The organism is Janthinobacterium kumbetense, assembly GCF_023703445.1.
Lineage (GTDB): Bacteria > Pseudomonadota > Gammaproteobacteria > Burkholderiales > Burkholderiaceae_D > Janthinobacterium > Janthinobacterium kumbetense.
In genome coordinates, this window is sequence record NZ_JAMQGR010000017.1 from 53171 (window position 1) to 71135 (window position 17965).

Here is a 17965-nt window from a genome sequence, read left to right on the forward strand (position 1 = left end):
CCCCTTGTTTTATACCGCCTTTTGCAGGCCAGTGTACGCCAAAGGCAGTGGGCGTTTGAACGCAAAAACTAGAGCGGAGAGTCTAGTTTTTGCGCCTGAACCCACAGCAGCAGCATGGCCAGCAGCGCCGCCAGCGCGCCGCCGATGGCAATGCTGGGCAAGCCGAAGGCGACGATCAGCGCACCTCCCAGCGCGCCGCCAAAGGCCGTGCCCGCATTGAAGGCGGCGATATTCAGGCCCGCCGCCACGGCGTCGCTGCCCGGGCAATGCCGTTGCGCCAGGCGCAGCAAACCCATGGTCGACAGGGTGACGAGGGCAAAGAACAGCAAGCCCAAAGTGCCGCACAGGGCCAGCATGGCCAGGGGCTGGGCGCGCAGCAGATAAAACCCCAGCAGATTGAGCGCCAGCGCGGCCAGGGCCAGCACGGTGGAGCGCAGCGCGTGGGGGCGGTCGGCGCACCAGCCGCCCAGCAGGTTGCCGCCGATGGCGCACACGCCAAAGCACAGCATGGCGGCGCCCAGCCAGCCCGCATCGAGCCCGCCCAGCTGCAGCAGGAAAGGTGAGACATACGTGAAAAAGCTGAAGGTAGCCACGCTGACCAGCGCCGCCACGCCGGCCGCCAGCAGCAGGGGCGGCTGCAGGATGGCGCGCAGGCTGGCCAGGGCCGATGCGGCGGCAAACCGCTGGCGCGCGGCCGGCATGGCCAAGCGCAGGCCGGCGCCGCCGCACAGGGCCAGCACGCCGATGGCCGCGAAAACCCAGCGCCATGACGAGACGGCGCCCAGCCACGTCCCCAGCGGCACGCCGCCAGCCAGCGCCAGGGTCAGACCCAGCCAGACGATGGACAGCGCCCGTCCCGCGCGGGACGGGTCGACCAGGCTGGTGGCCGCATGCGAGGCCACCGCCATGAACACGCCATGCGCGAGGCCGACGGCAAAGCGCACCCCCAGCAGCGCGCCCAGCGCCGGCGCGGCCGCCATGGCCACGCTGCCGGCCGCCAGCACGAGCATGGTGGCCACCAGCACCTGGCGCACGGGCCGGCGCGCCAGCAGGGCCGTCAGGATGGGCGCGCCGATGGCCGCCCCCAGCGCATACGCGGCGATGGCGCCGCCGGCCGCCGCCACGCTGGCGTGCAAGTCGCGCGCCATGGGGGTCAACAGGCCGGCGGCGATGAATTCGCACAAGCCGAAGGCAAAGCTGCACAGGGAGAGCAGGTAAATGGAGAGTGGCAGCGTGGCGGACGGCAGCACTGTGCGCGAGGACATGGTGGACATGGCAGTTCCTGACAATCAAAACGCCATGCTGGCCCCTGGACCATCATCTGTAAAATATCTTATTTATCTTGAAACGAGACTTTGAAAGTCTCAATAGGCGGAAAAGTGCCTCAGCTGCGCCAGCAGCCGCTCGCGCACGGGGGATGTGCGCCGCGGGTCCCACGCCATGTACAGGTCGAGCTGGCGCAGCGGCGCGGGCGCGCTGCTTGCCAGCGGCAGCATGACGACGCCCGCCGGCATGGACGCCGCCAGGCTGGCCGGCAGCAGGGCCGCACCAAAACCGGCCGCCACCAGTCCCAGCACCGTCTGCAAACGGCGCGCCTGCTGCGCCACCTGCGGCACGAAGCCCGCATGCAGGCACAGGCTGGCCAGCTGGTCGTGGAAACCCTGGCCCAGCTCGCGCGGCGAGGCGACGAAATCGTCACCGGCCAAATCCGCCAGGTCCACCCGCGCCTGGCCCGCGCAGCGGTGGTTCAACGGCAGCGCAACGACGATGTCTTCGCAGGACAGGCGCTCGAGGCGCATGCCCGGCGTGCTGCGCCCCGGCGCGCGCAACAGGGCGACATCGACCTCGCCCCGCTCCAGCCACTCGACCTGCTGCTGCGTCGACGCTTCGCGCAAGGTGAATTGCACGGCGGGCGAGGCGGCGCGGAAGGCGCGCAAGGCCGTCAGTACGTGGGCATACGGGGTGATGTGGATAAAGCTCAGGCGCAAGTGGCCCTCGATGCCCTGCGCCACGCGGCGCGTGGCGGCCACGCCCTCTTCCAGGCTGGCCAGCACCTGGCGGGCCGTGGCCAGGAAAGCCGTGCCGGCCGGCGTCAGGCTGACCTTGCGGTTGGTGCGCTCGAATACGGGATAGCCGAGCGCTTCTTCCAGCCGCAATATCGCCTGCGACAACGGCGGCTGCGCCATGTGCAGCCGTTCGGCCGCGCGGCGGAAATTGAGTTCCTCGGCGACGGCGATGAACTGGCGCAGCAGCCGGGTTTCTATCATGGGCCTTTTTTCGCCACCGCCAGGATATGCCGGGCGATGCCGCGCAGGATATTGACTTCTTCCGTTTCCAGCCCCGTGCGCGAAAACAGGCGTTTCAACCTTGGCATGAGTTTTTTCGGGTTGTCGGCGTCGAGGAAATCGATGGCCACCAGCGCCTGTTCCAGGTGCGCATACATGCCGTCGACCTGCGCCAGGCTGGCCGCGTCGCCATGAAAACCGACGGGACTGGCGATTTGTCCGTCGCCGAGGGCCGCCACGCGGCATTCGTAGGCGACGACCTGCGCCGCCTGCGACAGGTTCAGCGAGGAATACTCGGGATTGGCGGGGATGTTGATCAGCACATTGCACTGCTCGACGATCTCGTTGGGCAAGCCGAAGCGCTCGTTGCCGAAGATGACGGCCGCGTGCAAGTCGTCGCTGGCCGCCAGCTGCGCGGCGATGGCGCGCGGCGCCGTGACGGGCGGCGAAAATTCGCGCAGCCGGGCCGAGACGGCCGCCGCGTAATTGCAGCCTTCGAGCGCCTCGGCGATGGAGCCGACGATGCGCGCGCCGGACAGGATATCCTGCGCGCCGCTGGCGAAAGCCACCGCTTCCGCGTCCGTCAAGGCGTCGGGAAAGCGGGGGTTGACCAGCACCAAATCGGAAAAACCCATCGTTTTCATGGCCCGCGCGACGGCGCCAATGTTGCCGGATCGACTAGTTTCGACAAGAATAAATCGCAGGCGTTTGAAAAGAGACGTGTTGATTTCGGGCAGATTCATTTAAAATAGCGCTATTGCGCGGTATCGATACAGGAAATTTCGGGAAACGGAGTCACAAAACGCTGACTCCAGGCCGGGATTTTAACCACTTCGGCACCGCTCCGCTCTTTAATTCATTCTTGCACTCTATCGTACCGGCGCCGAAAGGCGACGCTGGGCGGTCGCGTGCTTTTAACGGAAGCTCACATGCACCCAATGCTCAACACGGCGATCAAAGCCGCCCGCCGCGGCGCCGCCGTCATCAATCGCGCCTCTTTTGACCTCGACCGCGTCGTCGTCACGGAAAAACAACATAACGATTTCGTCACCGACGTCGACCAGGCGGCCGAACAAGCCATCATCGAGGTGCTGTCCAAAGCCTACCCGGACCACGCGTTCCTGGCTGAGGAATCGGGAGCTTCCGCCAACTCGCACGACGAGAATGAATATCAGTGGATCATCGATCCGCTGGACGGCACCACCAACTTCATCCACGGTTTCCCGCAATACTGCATCTCGATCGCCCTCGCGCATCGCGGCGTCGTCACGCAAGCCGTCATCTACGATCCGGTCCGCAACGACCTGTTCACGGCCACCAAGGGCGCCGGCGCCTACCTGAACGAAAAACGCATCCGCGTCACCAAGCTGGACCGCATCTCGAACGCCCTGCTGGGCACCGGCTACGTGGCCGGCAGCGCCCGCGCGCTGGACGAATACCTGAAGATGTACGCGATCATGGGCGAACGCAGCCAGGGCGTGCGCCGCGCCGGCTCGGCCGCGCTGGACCTGGCTTACGTCGCTTGCGGCCGCCTGGACGGCTTCTACGAAAAAGGCTTGAAGCCTTGGGATATCGCCGCAGGCGCCCTGATGATCACGGAATCGGGCGGCATCGTCGGTGAATTTTCCGGCGAATCGGACTACCTGTACAAGGGCGACGTCATCGCCGCCAGCCCGAAGATCTTTGGCCAGATGATCACCCTGCTGACGCCATTCGCCTGATTGCCAGGCGCGGTCTGACGTAAAAAAGCTGCCGGAGGCGACTCCGGCAGCTTTTTTTTCGGCCCGGCCAGTCTTCAGCTGCCTCGCATGGCCGGCAGCAGCACGCGGTAAATCTGCAGGAACGCCGGCCCCATCAGCACGACCATCAGCGAGGGGAAGATGAAAAAGATCAGCGGAAACAGCAGCTTGAGGGCGATCCTGGCCGCCGTTTCCTCGGCCCGCTGGCGCCGCTTGGTGCGCAGCTGGTCGGATTGCACGCGCAGCGACGCGGCGATGCTCGTGCCGAAGCGCTCGGCCTGGATCAGCAGGGTCACCAGCGCATCCACATCCTCCACTCCCGTGCGCAGGGCCAGGTTGCGCAAGGCCTTGTCCTTGGCGCTGCCGGCGCGCAATTCCAGCGTCACCAGTTGCAGCTCTTCGGCCAGGACGGCGCTTTTCAAGCCGATTTCCTGCGCCACGCGCGCCAGCGCCGCATCCATCGCCAGCCCCGCTTCGACACACACCGTCATCAGGTCCAGCGCATCGGGAAAGGTTTCGAACACTTCGCGCTGACGCTGTTTCAGGCAGTGCGACAGCCAGGCATTGGGCAGGTAGTAACCGAGGGCGGCCGCCGCGACCAGCCACAACAGCATATTGTGCCCGCCCTGGCGCAGCAGAAAATACGCCAGCAGCGGCAAGCCCACGAACAAGCCTGTCTTGGCCGCGTAAAACAGCGCAGGTGCGGCCTGGCTGCGCCAGCCCGCATGGACGAAACGGCTGCGGATGGGCGAACTTTCCCAGCCCTCGTCCGGCAGCGACAGCCTGGCCAGCGGGCGCGTCAGGCTGACGGCGTGCGCCAGCCAGCGCCGCCTCGCATGGCGCCCGCTGTCGCCGCCGGCGCCCGCATCGCCCAGCGCCTGCAGCCGCTCCTGCACGGCACTGCCCGTGCACAGGCGCAACACCAGCAAGGCCAGCGCGAAAACAATCAGGAACAGCAGGCCCAGCAAGGCCAGCTGCGCCGTACTCATCGTGCTCATCGTGTCTGTTCTTTCATCTTACACCCGGATATTGATAATTCTTCTGATGCAGATCACACCCAGCATCAGCAAGCCCAGCGATACTCCAACCATCTTGCGCCCGCCCCCATCCGTGTACAGCACGGCAATAAACTGCGGATTCATCAAATGCATCATCAGCGCCGCCCCGAACGGCAGCAAACCCAGGACCCAGGCCGACATGCGCCCTTCGGCCGACAGCACGCGCACCTGGCCCAGCAATTTCAGGCGGTCGCGGATGATGGCGCTGATGCTGCTCAGCAATTCAGTCAGGTTGCCGCCCGTTTCGCGCTGGATCAGCACGGCGATGACGAAATAGCGCAAGTCCGTGCTGGGCACGCGCGCGGCCAGATTGCCCAGCGCATCGGCCATCGCGACGCCGAAACTGACTTCGTCGAACACGGCGCGGAACTCGTCGGCCAGCGGCCCCGTCATTTCCTCGCCCACCATTTTCAGCGCGGTGGGAAAGGCATGGCCGGCGCGCATGGCGCGGCTCATCAGGTCGAGCGCGTCCGGCAATTGCTGCTCGATGCGCACCAGCCGCTTGCTCCTGGCGCGGCGCACCAGCAGATACGGCAGCGCGGCGCCGCCCGCGCCCAGGCCCAGGCGCACATACCATGGCAGCGGCAGCGCGCCGGCCAGCAGCAGGCCGGCCGTCCCGCCCAGCAGGCAATAGCCCAGAAAAGTGGCCACGAACCAGCGCATGCCCGCCTGCAGCAGCAGCTGGTCGAGGCGCCGCGCGCCGGGCAAGCCTTGCAGCACGCCGTGCAGCAAGGGATGGACGCTCAGCGGCCGCTGCTTGGTGATCGACAGCGCCTGTTCGCCATCGCTGGCCGTGTACATGGCTTGCAGGCGCCGCGCCACCCGCGCCGCGCCCGCTCCCCGCGCCGCTTGCCACGCCAGCCAGGCGCCAGCCACCAGCAGCAGCACGGCCAGGAAAAGGAACAGATAGACAAGGTAGGAAAGCATGGCCGGTCAGCGCCCCGCCGCGGTGGGTTCGAACAGGGCGGCCGACACGCCGATGCCAAAGCTGTTCAGGCGATCGAGGAAGCGCGGGCGGATGCCGCTGGCCGAGAAATGCCCGACCACCGCGCCGCCCTCGGCCACGCCCGTCTGCCGGAAGCTGAAGATTTCCTGCATCGTGATGACTTCCCCTTCCATGCCCGTGATTTCCTGGATCGACGTCACCTTGCGCTTGCCGTCGATCAGGCGCGACACTTGCACCACCACCGACACGGCCGAGCTGATCTGCTGCCGGATAGCCTTGCTGGGCAGGTTGGCCGCCGCCATGCTGATCATGTTTTCCAGCCGCGTGATGGCGTCGCGCGGCGTATTGGCGTGGATGGTGGCCATCGAGCCTTCGTGGCCCGTGTTCATGGCGCCCAGCATGTCGAGCGCCTCGGCGCCGCGCACCTCGCCCAGGATGATGCGGTCCGGGCGCATGCGCAGCGCGTTGCGCACCAGCGCGCGCTGGCTCACCTCCCCCTTGCCTTCGATATTCGCGGGCCGCGTTTCCAGGCGCACCACGTGCGGCTGCTGCAATTGCAGCTCGGCCGCGTCTTCCACCGTGACGATGCGTTCCGTCTGGCCGATAAAGCCGGAAATCACGTTGAGCATGGTGGTCTTGCCGCTGCCCGTGCCGCCGGAAATGAGGATATTCATCTTCGCCTTGCCCAGGCCCTGCAGCACCTCGGCCATCTCGGCCGTCATGCTGTGGTAGGCGACCAGGTCGGCCAGGCGCAGCGGATCGACGGAAAACCGCCGGATCGACATCACGGGGCCGTCGATGGCCAGCGGCGGGATGATGGCGTTGACGCGCGAACCGTCGGGCAGGCGCGCATCGACCATGGGGCTCGATTCGTCGATGCGGCGGCCCACGCGCGAGACGATCTTGTCGATGATCTTCATCAGATGGGCGTCGTCGTCGAAGCAGACGTCGGTCAGCTCCAGGCGGCCGCCGCGCTCCACATACACCTGCTTGTGGCCGTTGACCAGGATGTCCGACACGCTGGCATCGGCGAGCAGCGTTTCGAGCGGCCCGAAGCCCAGCATCTCGTGCTGGATGTCGCGCGTCAGGCTACGGCGCTCGGCGTCGTTGATGACCACCGCCTCTTCGTCCAGCAGGCGCTCGACCAGGCCGCGCAATTCTTCGCGGATGCGCTCCTGCGACAGGCGCTGCATGCTTTCCAGGTCGACCCGTTCGAGCAGCAGCCCATGGATGCGCAGCTTGAGGTCGCGGTAGCCGTGGTTGTCGATGACGGTCATGCGTTGCGGCGCGAGCGCGGCGATCTTGGCGCTGCCGAGCCGTTCGCGGATGGACAAGGCGGCGATGGGGGAAGTAGCCATGAAATGCTCCTGTTCTGGGATGGGGATCAAGCGCGTGGATCAGGCGCGCCGCAGGACGCGGCCGAGCCAGCCCTGGCGCGCCGTGCTGGCCGCGCCGCCGGCCAGGCTGGCGGCGAACTCCTGCAGCGAGCGGGTGATCGGGCTGGCCTTGTCGAGCTGCAGGATAGGCACGCCCTGGTTGACCGAGGCGGCGGCCGAGGCGTAGTGATTCGGCACCGTGCGGTAGACCGCCGTGCCGTACGCCGCTTCCAGGTCGCGCAGGCGGATTTCGCCGCCCTTGTCGTGGCGGTTGACGATGATATGCACCTTGTCCTTCGCGTATTCGAGCGAGCGGAACATGCCCAGCAGGCGCTTGCCGTCGCGGATATACGGCAAGGTCGCCTGCAGGACAGGGAAGATCATGTCGGCGTGGTCGAGCGCGCGCACGCTGACGGCGTCGAGGTTGCGGCCCACGTCGAGCACGATGAAATCGTACTGGCGCCTGGCTTGCCGGATGACGGCGTCGATGTGCTCGGGCGCCACTTCGCTGGCGTGCGCCGGATCCTCGGGCGCGGCCAGCACGCTGTAGTTGGGCAGGATGTGCAGCATGCTCGATGCCAGGAACGAGGCGTCGAGCCGGTGGATGTCGCGCGTGACATCGGACAGCGTGGCCAGCGGCTTGTTCTCGGACACGAAGAGCGAGGCGTCGCCAAAATGCAGGTTCATGTCGATCAGGGCAACGCGCTGCTGGCCGCCGGCGGCCAGCGCATAACCGAGGTTGCTGGCGATGAAGGTGGCGCCGCTGCCGCCCTTGCAGGAGATGAAGGCCAGCACCTTGCCGTTGCCATGCTCGCGCCGCTCCAGCTTTTCCTCGATGCGTTCGAGCGCCGCATACAGGCTGGCCGGCGCGGCGGGAAACGGCAGCACGTCGCGCACGCCTGCACGCATGGCTTGCAGCAGGAATTCAGGCGCCTGCTGGTGGCACAGCACGATGAAGGCCATGCGCGGATGCTGGTTGCTGAGGCGCTCGATGGCGGCCAGGTCGGCGCCGTCGTTCGACGGGCGGTCGAAGATCAGCACGTCGGGCAGCGATTGCGCCGCCTGCAGCGGTTCCAGCGTTTCGCCGCCCGCGTTGATCTCGTCGAGCCGGTTGCGGCTGCGCAGCAGCCGTCCCAGTTCGGACAGCGTTTTTTGATCCGTGGAATGGATGGCGATTTTCACGATATGCCTTGCTGGTTCTGTGGTGACGGTGCCAGCTTCACTGGCGCGCCCCGACGCCGATGGTGAAGGCGGCCCCTTGCGGCGCGGGTGCGGCAAAGCTTTTCTGGTACGCCGCGTAGGCGGCCTGGGCGGCCTTGCCGTCCAGGCCGGCCACGGGATCGCGGTTCGCGCCCGCCTGCGGCGACAGCACTTGCCGCAGGCGCAGCTGCTCGACGCTGCGGCCGAACTGGCGGTCCAGGTTCGGCGTGGCGGCGCAGCCGCTGGCGGCCAGGGCGGCCAGCAGCACAGATAGAAAAAGGGAAAGGGAATGCTGCATGATGTGCTCCTAGTGAGTGTCCGGGCCGGCGGGCGCCTTCTGCGTGGCCGCTTCCTGCCGTGGCCGTGGCGCGCCAGCGCCTTCCATTTTTCCTTGCAAGAAGAACTCGCTGCGGCTGGGCGCCACATAGGCGTCGGTCGGCAAGACGATATCGCCGTCAAGCGTGCCGTCGAGCGGCTTGACCAGGTGCGGCGTGATGATGAACACCAGCTCGGTACGGTCCGTCTGGAAATCGCTGCTGCGGAACAGCGCGCCCAGCACGGGGATCTCGCCCAGGAAGGGCAAGGCCTTGATATTGGTCGTCACATTGTTCTTGATCAAACCGCCCACGGCAAAACTCTGGCCGTCGAACAGCTGCACCGTGGTGGTGGTGCGCCGCGTGGTAAAGGCCGGCAGCACGGCATTGGCGGCGGCGCCCCCGCCGGTGGTGATGCCGATGCCTTCGCGGTTCAGCTCCGACACTTCCGGCGCCACCTTCAGGTTGATGCGTCCGCCCTCCAGCACGGTGGGCGTGAACTTGACGGCGATGCCGAATTCCTTTTCCTCCAGCGTGATCTTGTTGGTGGTGCTGTCTTGCGCGACCGGAATGAAAATCTTGCCGCCCGCCAGGAAACTGGCTTCCTGGCCACTGATGGCCATGATGTTCGGTTCGGCCAGCACCTTCACCAGGCCGTCGCGCTTTTGCGCGTCGAGCGTCAGCCCGTTGCCATTCTTGCCGTGCACGGCGCCCAGCTGGCTGGGGTTCCCGCTGAGCAAGTTCGACAGCAAGCCGTAGCTCCAGTTGCCGCGCGTGCCGCTGATGCCCACGCTGGCGCCCAGCTGGTCGACCAGGGTCTTCGACACTTCGGCGATTTTCACTTCCAGCATGACCTGTTGCGGCGCCGCGATCGTCAGCATGTTGATGACCTTGACGCCGCCGGCCGCGCTGGCGGCGCCGTCGGCCGGCGCGGCCGCTTCGCCGGCGCCGCGCTGCGCATAGGCCTGCGCCATGTCCAGGATCTGGCTGGCCTTGACGCTGTCGCTCACCTGCCCCGACAGCACGATGCTGCCGCCGGCCGCGCCAGCCTTGACGGCGCGCTCGCCGGGGAAGACATAGGCCAGCTGCGCCTGCAAGCCCTCAACATCGATCTCGACTTCGATATCGACGATCACGGGGCGCTGCTGCCGGTCCCACAGGATCAGGTTGGTGCTGCCCGGGGCCAGGCCCCAGACGAACAGCTGGCTGGACGAGCCCAGCATCCTGGCGCCGGCCACCCGCGGATCGTTGACGGCGATCTGCGACACCGGCAGGCTCAGGCTGCGCAAGGTGGACTTGCCCACGGCGATGCGCACGGGCGCGCCCAGGCGGGCGATATCGGCGCCCAGCGACATGGCCGGCGCCGCGACGGGCGACATGACGGCCTGCCGGGCCGGCGCCGCCGCGCTGGCGCCGCTTGGCCATGCCAGGCTTGCCGCCGCGCCGCCCAGCGTCAGGGCCAGGCGCATGCCCGCACTCGCGGCGTGCTTACGAAATTTATTCATCGATCATCCTTGCTCGCTTGCCTGCTGATTTTTAAAATTGCTGGACGCTCGTATCCATGCCCTTGATGACGGTGATGCTGTCGCGCGCGGGAGCGCGTGGGGGGGCCGCCTGGCGCCGCGCCGCGCGCACCGGCGCGGCCGCCGGCGCCTTCAGTTCCAGCAGCGACTCCTTGGTGGCGCCGCCCGTGGTGACGGGCGCCGGATCGACCTGGTTGCGCAGCACCAGCGACAGACTGCCCACGCTGCGCGCCAGGTCCAGCTTTTCCACCTGCTCCGGCGTCAGCTCCAGGGTCACGGCATTGACCACCTTGGGCTTGTTGTCGTCGCGGCCGGACTCTTGCGCCACGGCCAGCACCAGGATGCGTTCCAGCACGATCTTGGAAATGGCCAGCGGCCCGCCGCCCGCCGGCCTGGCGCGGTCATCCTGCGTATGCACGAGAATGTCGACGAAATTGCCCGGCAGGGCGAAGCCGGCCACGCCCACCACGTCGTTGACGCGCACGGTCATGGCGCGCTTGCCGGCAGCCACGATGGCCGACAGGCCGCCCGTGGCGCCGGGCGGCGCGAGCTTGCTTTCCAGCACAGGCTCGCCCTTGCTGACGGCCGTGCGCGTGATGCGCCCGTCCAGCGCGCCGGCCTCGCCAAACGCCCCCGGCGGCATGGCGCCCGCCGGCCAGTCCATGCCGCGCAGCATGGCCGGCGTCACCTTCGCGCCCACGCCGATATCGACCAGCGCGACCATCACCGTCTGGCTGGCCGGCGCGCCTTGTCCCGACATCCAGCGGGCCGCCGCCAGCACGGCGCCCCCTGCCATCAGCAGCGCCAGCAGCAGCACGATCGCAACGCGGCTATTTCTCATGATTTTTCCTCTTGGTAAAACTTGGGTTTCCGGACGGGCACATCATGCATAGCCGCCGGCCGCCAGGGCCAGCCAGATGGCGGTGCCGGCGGCAATGGCGATCGCGTACGGCAGTTTGCCGCCCGGCACGGCGGGCGCATCGACCCGCGGCACTTCGCCTGCCGCGGCGCGCAGCCAGCCTTGCAGCAGCAATTGCCGGGCATTGCTCATCGCCTGGCGCAGCGTGCCCTGGCACAGGGCGACGGCCAGCGCCAGCACGCCGCCCGCCAGCAGGCTGCACAGCACGGCAAACACGGCGGGGCGCGGGCCAAGAAAAGCCCCCACCATCGCCATCAGCTTGACGTCGCCCGCGCCCAGCGCCTTCATCGCATACATGGGCAGCAGCAAGCCCAGGCCGACGGCCAGGCCGCCCAGCGCCAGCCACGGCCCGGCCGGCGTCACCCCGGGCAAGGCCAGGCTGTTGAGCAACACGCCAAGCAAGGCGCCAAAAAACACCAGCCGGTTGGGAATGCGCCGGCGGCGCACGTCATGCCAGACAGCCGCGGCAAGCAGCCCCCACAAGACCATGGCGGGGCTGAACGTCCAGAAAGAATGAGGGTCCATCGTGTACCTGATGCAAGCCGATGGCATGACGGCATGCGCATCGTTGGGCGGGAAGTCGACAGGCCGGTGCGCAGGGGCAGCCGGCCTGTCGGGATGCAGCGCGGTGGGCAGGCGCCTTAGATCGCCGCGCCCGTCAGCTTGGTGCCGATCGCCTTGAAGGCGCCATCGAGGCCGGTGGTGAAATAGCCGACGGCCGTGACCAGCGCCGCAGCCACCAGCGCAGCGATCAGCGCATATTCGATGGCCGTCACGCCATCTTCTTCGGCGATAAAGTTTTTAATGAAATTCATATTATTCCCTTTCAGGTCAAGTTTTAAACATGATAAAAACTGAAAATACAGTCTGAAAATAAAAACATTCTCTTTGTTTTTATTTGCCAATTTCTGATGCGTGTATTTTATATAAACAAACATTAAATCGAATCAGAGAAAAGTCATTTTATGCCCAGTACAAACCATCTTAATTTTTTGTCTATAATCAGGACATATGTACTGTCACTCCGCATGGACGGGTTCGGCCAGCCGGTTGCGGGTGGCGTACACATATAATTCCAGGCGGTTGGTGACATCGAGCTTGCTGTAGATCGATGTCAAATGATTACGCAAGGTTTGCTCCGAGATAAAAGCGCGCTGGGCGATCGCACGGTTCAGCGCGCCATTTCCTTCCACCATCATGGCCACGATCTTGCGCTCCTTCAGCGTCAGCCTGGCGATGCGCTGCTCTTCCGGGTCGGGCGCCGCTTCCGGCTTGTTCAGCACGCCCAGCATGCTGTCGAGCAGCGCCGGGTCCAGGCACAATTCGCCGTGATGCAGGCGGGCGATGGCGTCGACCATTTGCTTGACGGGCGTTTCCTTGCCCACCACGGCGCGCGCGCCGCTGCGCACGGCGCGCCCGCAGGCGGCCTGGTCCTGCGTGCCGCTGAACAGCAATGCGCGCGACACGCCATTGCCCAGCAGCTGCGGCAGATAATCGATGGCGCAGGCGCCGCCGCAGCCAAGATCGGCGTCGAGCACGATGACGTCGGGACACAGGGTGCGCGCCAGCAGCAGCGCGCTGTCGATCTCGGTGGAACTGGCCACCACCTGCATCGGCGGCTGGGCGCCGGCGAGCAACTGCTCCAGGCCCCACAGCCAGGTCTTGTGGTCCGACACCAGCATGACGCGTATGACATTGTTTGTTGACATGCTTTACCTCTTTACTTGTAGCCCACTCCCATCGGGGAATGCTGTTGATCCGAATCGGCTTGCCTGCCTCGTCCGCGCGCGCCTTCTGCTGCCGCACGCGGGGGAAAGAAGTCATGGGGGCACAAAGGAAGAGGCCTTGGGCCGGCACGCGCCAACGCGGTGCGTGCCCCAGGGCAGCGGTCGCCGCATGCCGGGCGTGAACCGATGGATGGGCAGCGTGGCCGGGGCGGGTGCGCCACGGGCGCGCCATCGCTGCTGCCGCCGCTGCTGTTGCTTACATTGCAGCATTTTTGTTGCATCACCTTGCAAAACAAGTCCTTGCCTGCACGCAGGACAATCCTGACACCAGGCCTGTTTTCATACCCGCGCATATTACTCCCGGCCCTGTAGCGACGGGGCCGGCACGTTTGAAATAACGCAGTTAATTGCGATTATCTTGACCTGTAATAATTTAAATGGCGGACACGCCCTTGAAAATCGATATAGAATAATTGCCAGTCAAATGGCGCAATGCCATCCGCCCGACATTCGTCATCGCGGAACTTAACCGGATTATTCCCATGCGCTTAAAACAGGCCGATTCCCGCATATTCCGCAAGCAAAGCGGACAGGGTGGCGCCACCCTGGTCGAATTGGCCCTGATAACACCTGTCTTTCTCATGCTGATAATCGGCATCATTGAATTGAGCATGGCTTATTTTGCCAATATGACCATGCAGCACGCGGTGCGCGAAGGGGCGCGCTATGCCGTCACGGGGGCCAAGGACCTCGACCCCGACAGCGCCAACCAGCAGCGCTACCACGCCGTCATGCAAAAAATACGCGACAGCTCCATGGGCATGTATGACAAGGTCAGCCCCGTGATCTCCGTCAACGGCAGCGATGCGGTAGGCGCCGCCATGTTCGGCCAGGCCGGCGATATCGTCGTCATTTCCGTCGATTGCCGCTGGGCGTTTGCCACACCCATGATCCGTGCCCTGTTCCGCGACGGCCAGGCGCATTTCGTCGTGGCGGCCACCATGCGCAATGAAAGCTTTGGCGGCCTGTGATGCGCGCGCCCGCTCCCCGTTTTCCGCGCCGCGCCGCGCGCGGCATCGCCGCCATCGAATTTGCCATCGTGCTGCCCTTGCTGGCCTTGCTGCTGTTCATGCTGGCCGACCTGTCGCGTGCCATCCAGGCCAAGACCATCCTGCTCAACATCAGCCGCGAAGGCGCCAACCTGTCCGCGCGCGCCACGTCCGACTTGAGCGGCTCCAGCCAGGGCATCATGAATGCGCTGGCCGCCAGCACGCCGCCGCTGGACATGCACGGGCGCGGCATGATCTACATCACCAAGATCATGGGTTACACGACGCAGAGCGGCTTGCGCAATATCGTGCTGGAACAGTACCGCTGGGACGCCGGCGCGAAGGCCAGCGGCTACCTGCCCGCCAGCCAGGTGTGGCAATGCGGCAGCTGGCGCGATGGCACGTGCACCGGCATCGCCAAGGACGAATACGCCCCCACGGTGTCATTGATGCAGAACCAGCTGGCCGATGGCGAACTGATTTACGCCGTGGAAACTTTCTACAATTTCGACATGCTGTTCGGCACATTGAAATTTGGCAACAGCACGACGCCCGTGCTGGCGCCCAACCTGACTTCGATGACGGTATTCTGATGCGCATTCCACACAAGCGGCAAGGCGGGCAAGTCCTGGTCATGGTGGCGCTGTCGGCCGTCGTCCTGATCGCCTCCGTGGGCCTGGCCATCGATTCGGCCCTCGGCTACTTCGTCAAGGCCAAGCTCAACGCGGCCGTCGACTCGGCCAGCCTGGCGGCGGCGCGCGGCGTCACTGCGGGCAACTCGGAAGAGGAACAGCGGACCAGGGCGCGCCAGTCGGCAAAGGATTTTTTTGACGTCAATTATCCGGACCACTTCCTGCTGTCGACGCCGACCCTCCATCCCGTCGACGTCACGTTCGACAAGGGTACCGTCACCATCGACGTCTCGGCCAGCGCCTCGCTGCCCGTCTCGCTGATGGGCGTACTGGGCTTCAAGACCCTGGACGTGGCCGCCAGCGCGCAAACCATCCGCAAGGACCTGGACATGGTGCTGGTGATGGATACGTCGCGTTCGCTGGAACACAATGCGGACGCCGTGCGGGCGGCGGGCAAGTCCTTCCTGAACAAGTTCAACGCCACGGTCGACCGGGTCGGCTTGCTGCACTTCGCCTCGGAAGCGCAAATCGACGTCCCGATCAGGCAGACCGACCGCGGTTTCGACCGCAGCGGCATGACCATGAAAGGTGGAAAGATCGATCAATTCGCCTTTGTCGGCGGCACCAACTCGTCCGCCGGCATGTTCCAGGCGCGCAAGCAGCTGAACGACATCGCGCAGGTCGACCGCTCCAGCCTGCGCGTCATCGTGTTTTTCTCCGACGGTTCGCCGGCGGCGTTTTCCTCGTACTTCCCCAACAAGGACAACAAATGCAAGGACGCAGGCGGCCTCGCCACCTTTCCGAAACTGCAAAACCCGGCATTGGCGGGCCTGTACAGGATGAAAGTGAGCGACTCGCTCCAGTACGGCGATTGCGCCGCCAGCCAGATCACCGCGCTTCCCGCATGGTATAACGCGACGAATGACGCGGCACTGCGCGAGTTTCCCATCGTCACCAACTCGCCCCGCGTCGTGACCGCGTCCACCGCCACGGCGCAGGCGCAATGGACGAATGTGCACCGCGCCTCGCGCAACCTGGTCGAAGCGATGGCGGCCAAGGCGCGCCAGGAAGGCATTTTCGTCTTTACCCTGGGCATGGGCGCATCGCTGAAAACCAAGGAAGGGCCGGACAACGAGCTGGGCGAAGACTTGCTGCGCTGCCTGGCCAATACCACCGATGCGAAAGCGGCTTGCCGCAAGCCGGCCGAACCCGTGGGCCTGTATTGCTATGCGGCCAGCGACAGCGACCTGAGTCCCTGCTTCACCCGGCTCGCCTCGGCCATTTTGCGCCTGTCCAAATAAGCGCCTAACCCTGCCACTGCCCCGCCACGACAAAACCCAGGGTCATGGCCACCACCATCGCCGCGCCGGTCGGCGTGGGCGGCGTGGGCGAGGGCAGGTCGAACCAGCGGCATACGGCCCCCACCAGCAATCCCAGCACCGATCCTGCCAGCATGACGTTCATGGCGCCTCCCCTTGCGTTTCACGGCGCTGCAAATACAGGCCCGTCAGCCAATAGCCGCAGCTGGTCAGGAACACCAGCAGCGCGGCGCCCAGCACGGGCGGCGCCGGCACGGGGATGTGCGCCAGCTGGCAGACGAAGCCCACGACAAAGGCCAGCAGCAGGCCCAGGATGACTTTCTTGTAGTACATGCTCATTTCCTCTCCTAGAAAGCGAAGCAGCTGCAGCCCAGCGTGCCCCAGAAGCCGGAAAAATCGCTGATCGGCACGGCCGACTTGCGCGCCCGGTCGTGGGCGTGGGCGTGCACGCCGCAGGCGCCCGCGCACTGGTGCGGCATGGCCGCCTGCGCCGGCCTGGCCACGGGCCGGTAATGGCCCGGCACCGCGCGCACGGGCGACCACTCGGGCAGCACGGGAATCGGGGGCGGCGCCACGGTCGTGAATTCCGCCTGGCCGTAGACGACCTTGCCGCCCACCATGGTCAGCACGGATTCGATGGACTTGATCGCCTCTTCCGGCACCGTGAAATAATCGGCCGACAGCACGGACAGGTCGGCCAGCATGCCCTCGCGGATGCGCCCCTTCTTGCCTTGCTCGCTGGAAAACCAGGCGCTGCCCGCCGTCCACAGTTCCAGCGCCGTGTCGCGCGACAGGCGCCCCGCCGCATCCGTCAGGGCCAGGCCGCCCACGGTGCGCCCCGACACGAGCCAGTACAGCGCCGTCCACGGGTTGTAGCTGGCCACGCGCGTGGCGTCCGTGCCGCCGCCCACGGGCACGCCCGCGTCCAGCATGCGCTGCACGGGCGGCGTGGCCTTCGCCGCCTCGGCCCCGTAGCGCTCGACGAAGTACTCGCCCTGGAAGGCCATGCGGTGCTGGATGGCCAGGCCGCCGCCGAGCGCCTTGACCCGGTCGATATTTTTCGGGCTGATGGTTTCCGCGTGGTCGAACAACCAGTGCAAGCCGCCGAACGGCGTGTCGCGGTTGACCTTTTCGAACACGTCGAGCATGCGGCCGATCGATTCGTCATAGGTGGCGTGCAGGCGGAACGGCCAGCGCTGCTCGACCAGGTGGCGCACGACCTTTTCCAGCTCGTCTTCCATGCCGGCCGCCAGCTCCGGGCGCGGCTCGAGGAAATCCTCGAAGTCGGCGGCGGAAAACACCAGCATTTCGCCGGCGCCGTTGTGGCGGTAAAAGTCCGTGCCGTCGCCGGGCTTGACCATGCCCGTCCACTTCTGGAAGTCCTGCAATTCGGCGCCCTTGTTTTGCGTAAACAGGTTGTAGGCGATGCGGATGGTCAGCTGCTCTTTTTGCGCCAGTTCGTCGACGACGGCGTAATCCTCGGGATAATTCTGGAAGCCGCCGCCCGCGTCGATGGCGCTGGTGATGCCCAGACGGTTGAGTTCGCGCATGAACTGGCGCGTGGAATTGACCTGCAATTCGCGCGGCAGGGTCGGGCCTTTCGCCAGGGTCGCATACAAGATCATGGCGTTCGGCCGGGCGATCAGCAGGCCGGTCGGGTTGCCGGCAGCGTCGCGCACGATTTCGCCGCCGGGCGGGTTCGGCGTGTTCTTGTCATAGCCGACCACGCGCAGGGCGGCGCGGTTCAGCAGGGCGCGGTCGTACAGGTGCAGGATGAAGACGGGCGTGTCGGGCGCAGCCGCGTTGATCTCGTCGAGGGTCGGCATGCGCTTTTCCGCGAACTGGAATTCCGTCCAGCCGCCCACCACACGCACCCAC

At 65.8% G+C, this 17965-nt stretch carries 20 protein-coding genes; 4 read left to right on the forward strand and 16 right to left on the reverse strand.

What is annotated here, in order from left to right; all coding sequences use genetic code 11:
* Positions 1-68: 68 nt before the first annotated feature.
* The 3 genes from NCG91_RS26500 to NCG91_RS26510 all read right to left on the reverse strand — a co-directional run bounded on the left by NCG91_RS26500 (position 69) and on the right by NCG91_RS26510 (position 3028).
* Complete coding sequence (locus tag NCG91_RS26500) at positions 69-1274, reverse strand: MFS transporter (RefSeq protein ID WP_251351854.1); 1206 nt, start codon at positions 1272-1274, stop codon at positions 69-71.
* 90 nt (positions 1275-1364) lie between these two features.
* The gene (locus tag NCG91_RS26505) at positions 1365-2267 is read right to left on the reverse strand and encodes a LysR substrate-binding domain-containing protein (protein WP_251351855.1); all 903 of its coding nucleotides are present in this window, start codon (positions 2265-2267) and stop codon (positions 1365-1367) included.
* On the reverse strand, positions 2264-3028 hold the full coding sequence (locus NCG91_RS26510; protein WP_070278661.1) for an RNA methyltransferase: 765 nt from the start codon (positions 3026-3028) through the stop codon (positions 2264-2266). The genes NCG91_RS26505 and NCG91_RS26510 overlap by 4 nt, the downstream gene beginning before the upstream one ends.
* Positions 3029-3223: 195 nt before the next feature.
* Here NCG91_RS26510 and NCG91_RS26515 point away from each other — a divergent pair, with 195 nt between their 5' ends.
* Positions 3224-4006: an inositol monophosphatase family protein gene (locus NCG91_RS26515; RefSeq protein WP_034758799.1), complete on the forward strand. Its 783-nt coding sequence runs from the start codon at positions 3224-3226 to the stop codon at positions 4004-4006.
* 74 nt (positions 4007-4080) lie between these two features.
* On the opposite strand, the gene NCG91_RS26520 is transcribed toward NCG91_RS26515, so the two are convergent.
* From NCG91_RS26520 to NCG91_RS26565, 10 genes are all read right to left on the reverse strand, one after another.
* Entirely contained in the window at positions 4081-5022 is a 942-nt protein-coding gene (locus NCG91_RS26520; protein ID WP_369811608.1) for a type II secretion system F family protein, read from the reverse strand.
* Between the two features lie 18 nt (positions 5023-5040).
* Positions 5041-6009 (reverse strand): type II secretion system F family protein, encoded by a 969-nt coding sequence (locus NCG91_RS26525; protein WP_251351856.1) that lies wholly within the window; start codon positions 6007-6009, stop codon positions 5041-5043.
* Positions 6010-6015: 6 nt separating this feature from the next.
* Positions 6016-7362 carry a TadA family conjugal transfer-associated ATPase gene (locus NCG91_RS26530; protein ID WP_435526522.1) on the reverse strand — a complete coding sequence of 449 codons (1347 nt, stop codon included), beginning with the start codon at positions 7360-7362 and terminating at the stop codon, positions 6016-6018.
* A gap of 63 nt (positions 7363-7425) precedes the next feature.
* The gene (locus NCG91_RS26535; protein WP_077401700.1) at positions 7426-8586 is read right to left on the reverse strand and encodes a CpaE/TadZ family protein; all 1161 of its coding nucleotides are present in this window, start codon (positions 8584-8586) and stop codon (positions 7426-7428) included.
* A 37-nt stretch (positions 8587-8623) separates the two neighbouring features.
* A complete protein-coding gene (locus NCG91_RS26540) occupies positions 8624-8902 on the reverse strand; it encodes a hypothetical protein (RefSeq protein ID WP_251351857.1) in 279 nt (92 codons plus the stop codon).
* 9 nt (positions 8903-8911) lie between these two features.
* Entirely contained in the window at positions 8912-10423 is a 1512-nt protein-coding gene (locus NCG91_RS26545) for a type II and III secretion system protein family protein (RefSeq protein ID WP_251351858.1), read from the reverse strand.
* Between the two features lie 31 nt (positions 10424-10454).
* Positions 10455-11282: a Flp pilus assembly protein CpaB gene (gene cpaB, locus NCG91_RS26550; RefSeq protein ID WP_099664843.1), complete on the reverse strand. Its 828-nt coding sequence runs from the start codon at positions 11280-11282 to the stop codon at positions 10455-10457.
* Between the two features lie 42 nt (positions 11283-11324).
* Positions 11325-11885, reverse strand: coding sequence for an A24 family peptidase (locus NCG91_RS26555; protein WP_251351859.1), 561 nt, complete (start codon positions 11883-11885; stop codon positions 11325-11327).
* Between the two features lie 116 nt (positions 11886-12001).
* Entirely contained in the window at positions 12002-12175 is a 174-nt protein-coding gene (locus tag NCG91_RS26560; RefSeq protein ID WP_071650303.1) for a Flp family type IVb pilin, read from the reverse strand.
* A gap of 204 nt (positions 12176-12379) precedes the next feature.
* Positions 12380-13069, reverse strand: coding sequence for a LuxR C-terminal-related transcriptional regulator (locus NCG91_RS26565; protein ID WP_251351860.1), 690 nt, complete (start codon positions 13067-13069; stop codon positions 12380-12382).
* 560 nt (positions 13070-13629) lie between these two features.
* Here NCG91_RS26565 and NCG91_RS26570 point away from each other — a divergent pair.
* From NCG91_RS26570 to NCG91_RS26580, 3 genes are read left to right on the forward strand one after another with little or no spacing between them, the layout of a single operon-like run.
* On the forward strand, positions 13630-14118 hold the full coding sequence (locus NCG91_RS26570) for a TadE family protein (RefSeq protein WP_251351861.1): 489 nt from the start codon (positions 13630-13632) through the stop codon (positions 14116-14118).
* The gene (locus tag NCG91_RS26575) at positions 14118-14729 is read left to right on the forward strand and encodes a TadE/TadG family type IV pilus assembly protein (protein WP_251351862.1); all 612 of its coding nucleotides are present in this window, start codon (positions 14118-14120) and stop codon (positions 14727-14729) included. The genes NCG91_RS26570 and NCG91_RS26575 overlap by 1 nt, the downstream gene beginning before the upstream one ends.
* Positions 14729-16069 (forward strand): TadE/TadG family type IV pilus assembly protein, encoded by a 1341-nt coding sequence (locus NCG91_RS26580; RefSeq protein WP_251351863.1) that lies wholly within the window; start codon positions 14729-14731, stop codon positions 16067-16069. Before NCG91_RS26575 ends, NCG91_RS26580 begins: the two co-directional genes overlap by 1 nt.
* Positions 16070-16073: 4 nt before the next feature.
* On the opposite strand, the gene NCG91_RS26585 is transcribed toward NCG91_RS26580, so the two are convergent.
* The 3 genes from NCG91_RS26585 to NCG91_RS26595 all read right to left on the reverse strand — a co-directional run.
* Positions 16074-16232, reverse strand: coding sequence for a XapX domain-containing protein (locus NCG91_RS26585; protein ID WP_077401676.1), 159 nt, complete (start codon positions 16230-16232; stop codon positions 16074-16076).
* Positions 16229-16426 (reverse strand): DUF1427 family protein, encoded by a 198-nt coding sequence (locus NCG91_RS26590; RefSeq protein ID WP_251351864.1) that lies wholly within the window; start codon positions 16424-16426, stop codon positions 16229-16231. Before NCG91_RS26590 ends, NCG91_RS26585 begins: the two co-directional genes overlap by 4 nt.
* A gap of 8 nt (positions 16427-16434) precedes the next feature.
* Positions 16435-17965: amidohydrolase (locus tag NCG91_RS26595; protein WP_251351865.1), on the reverse strand; the 1531-nt coding region annotated here is incomplete at its 5' end.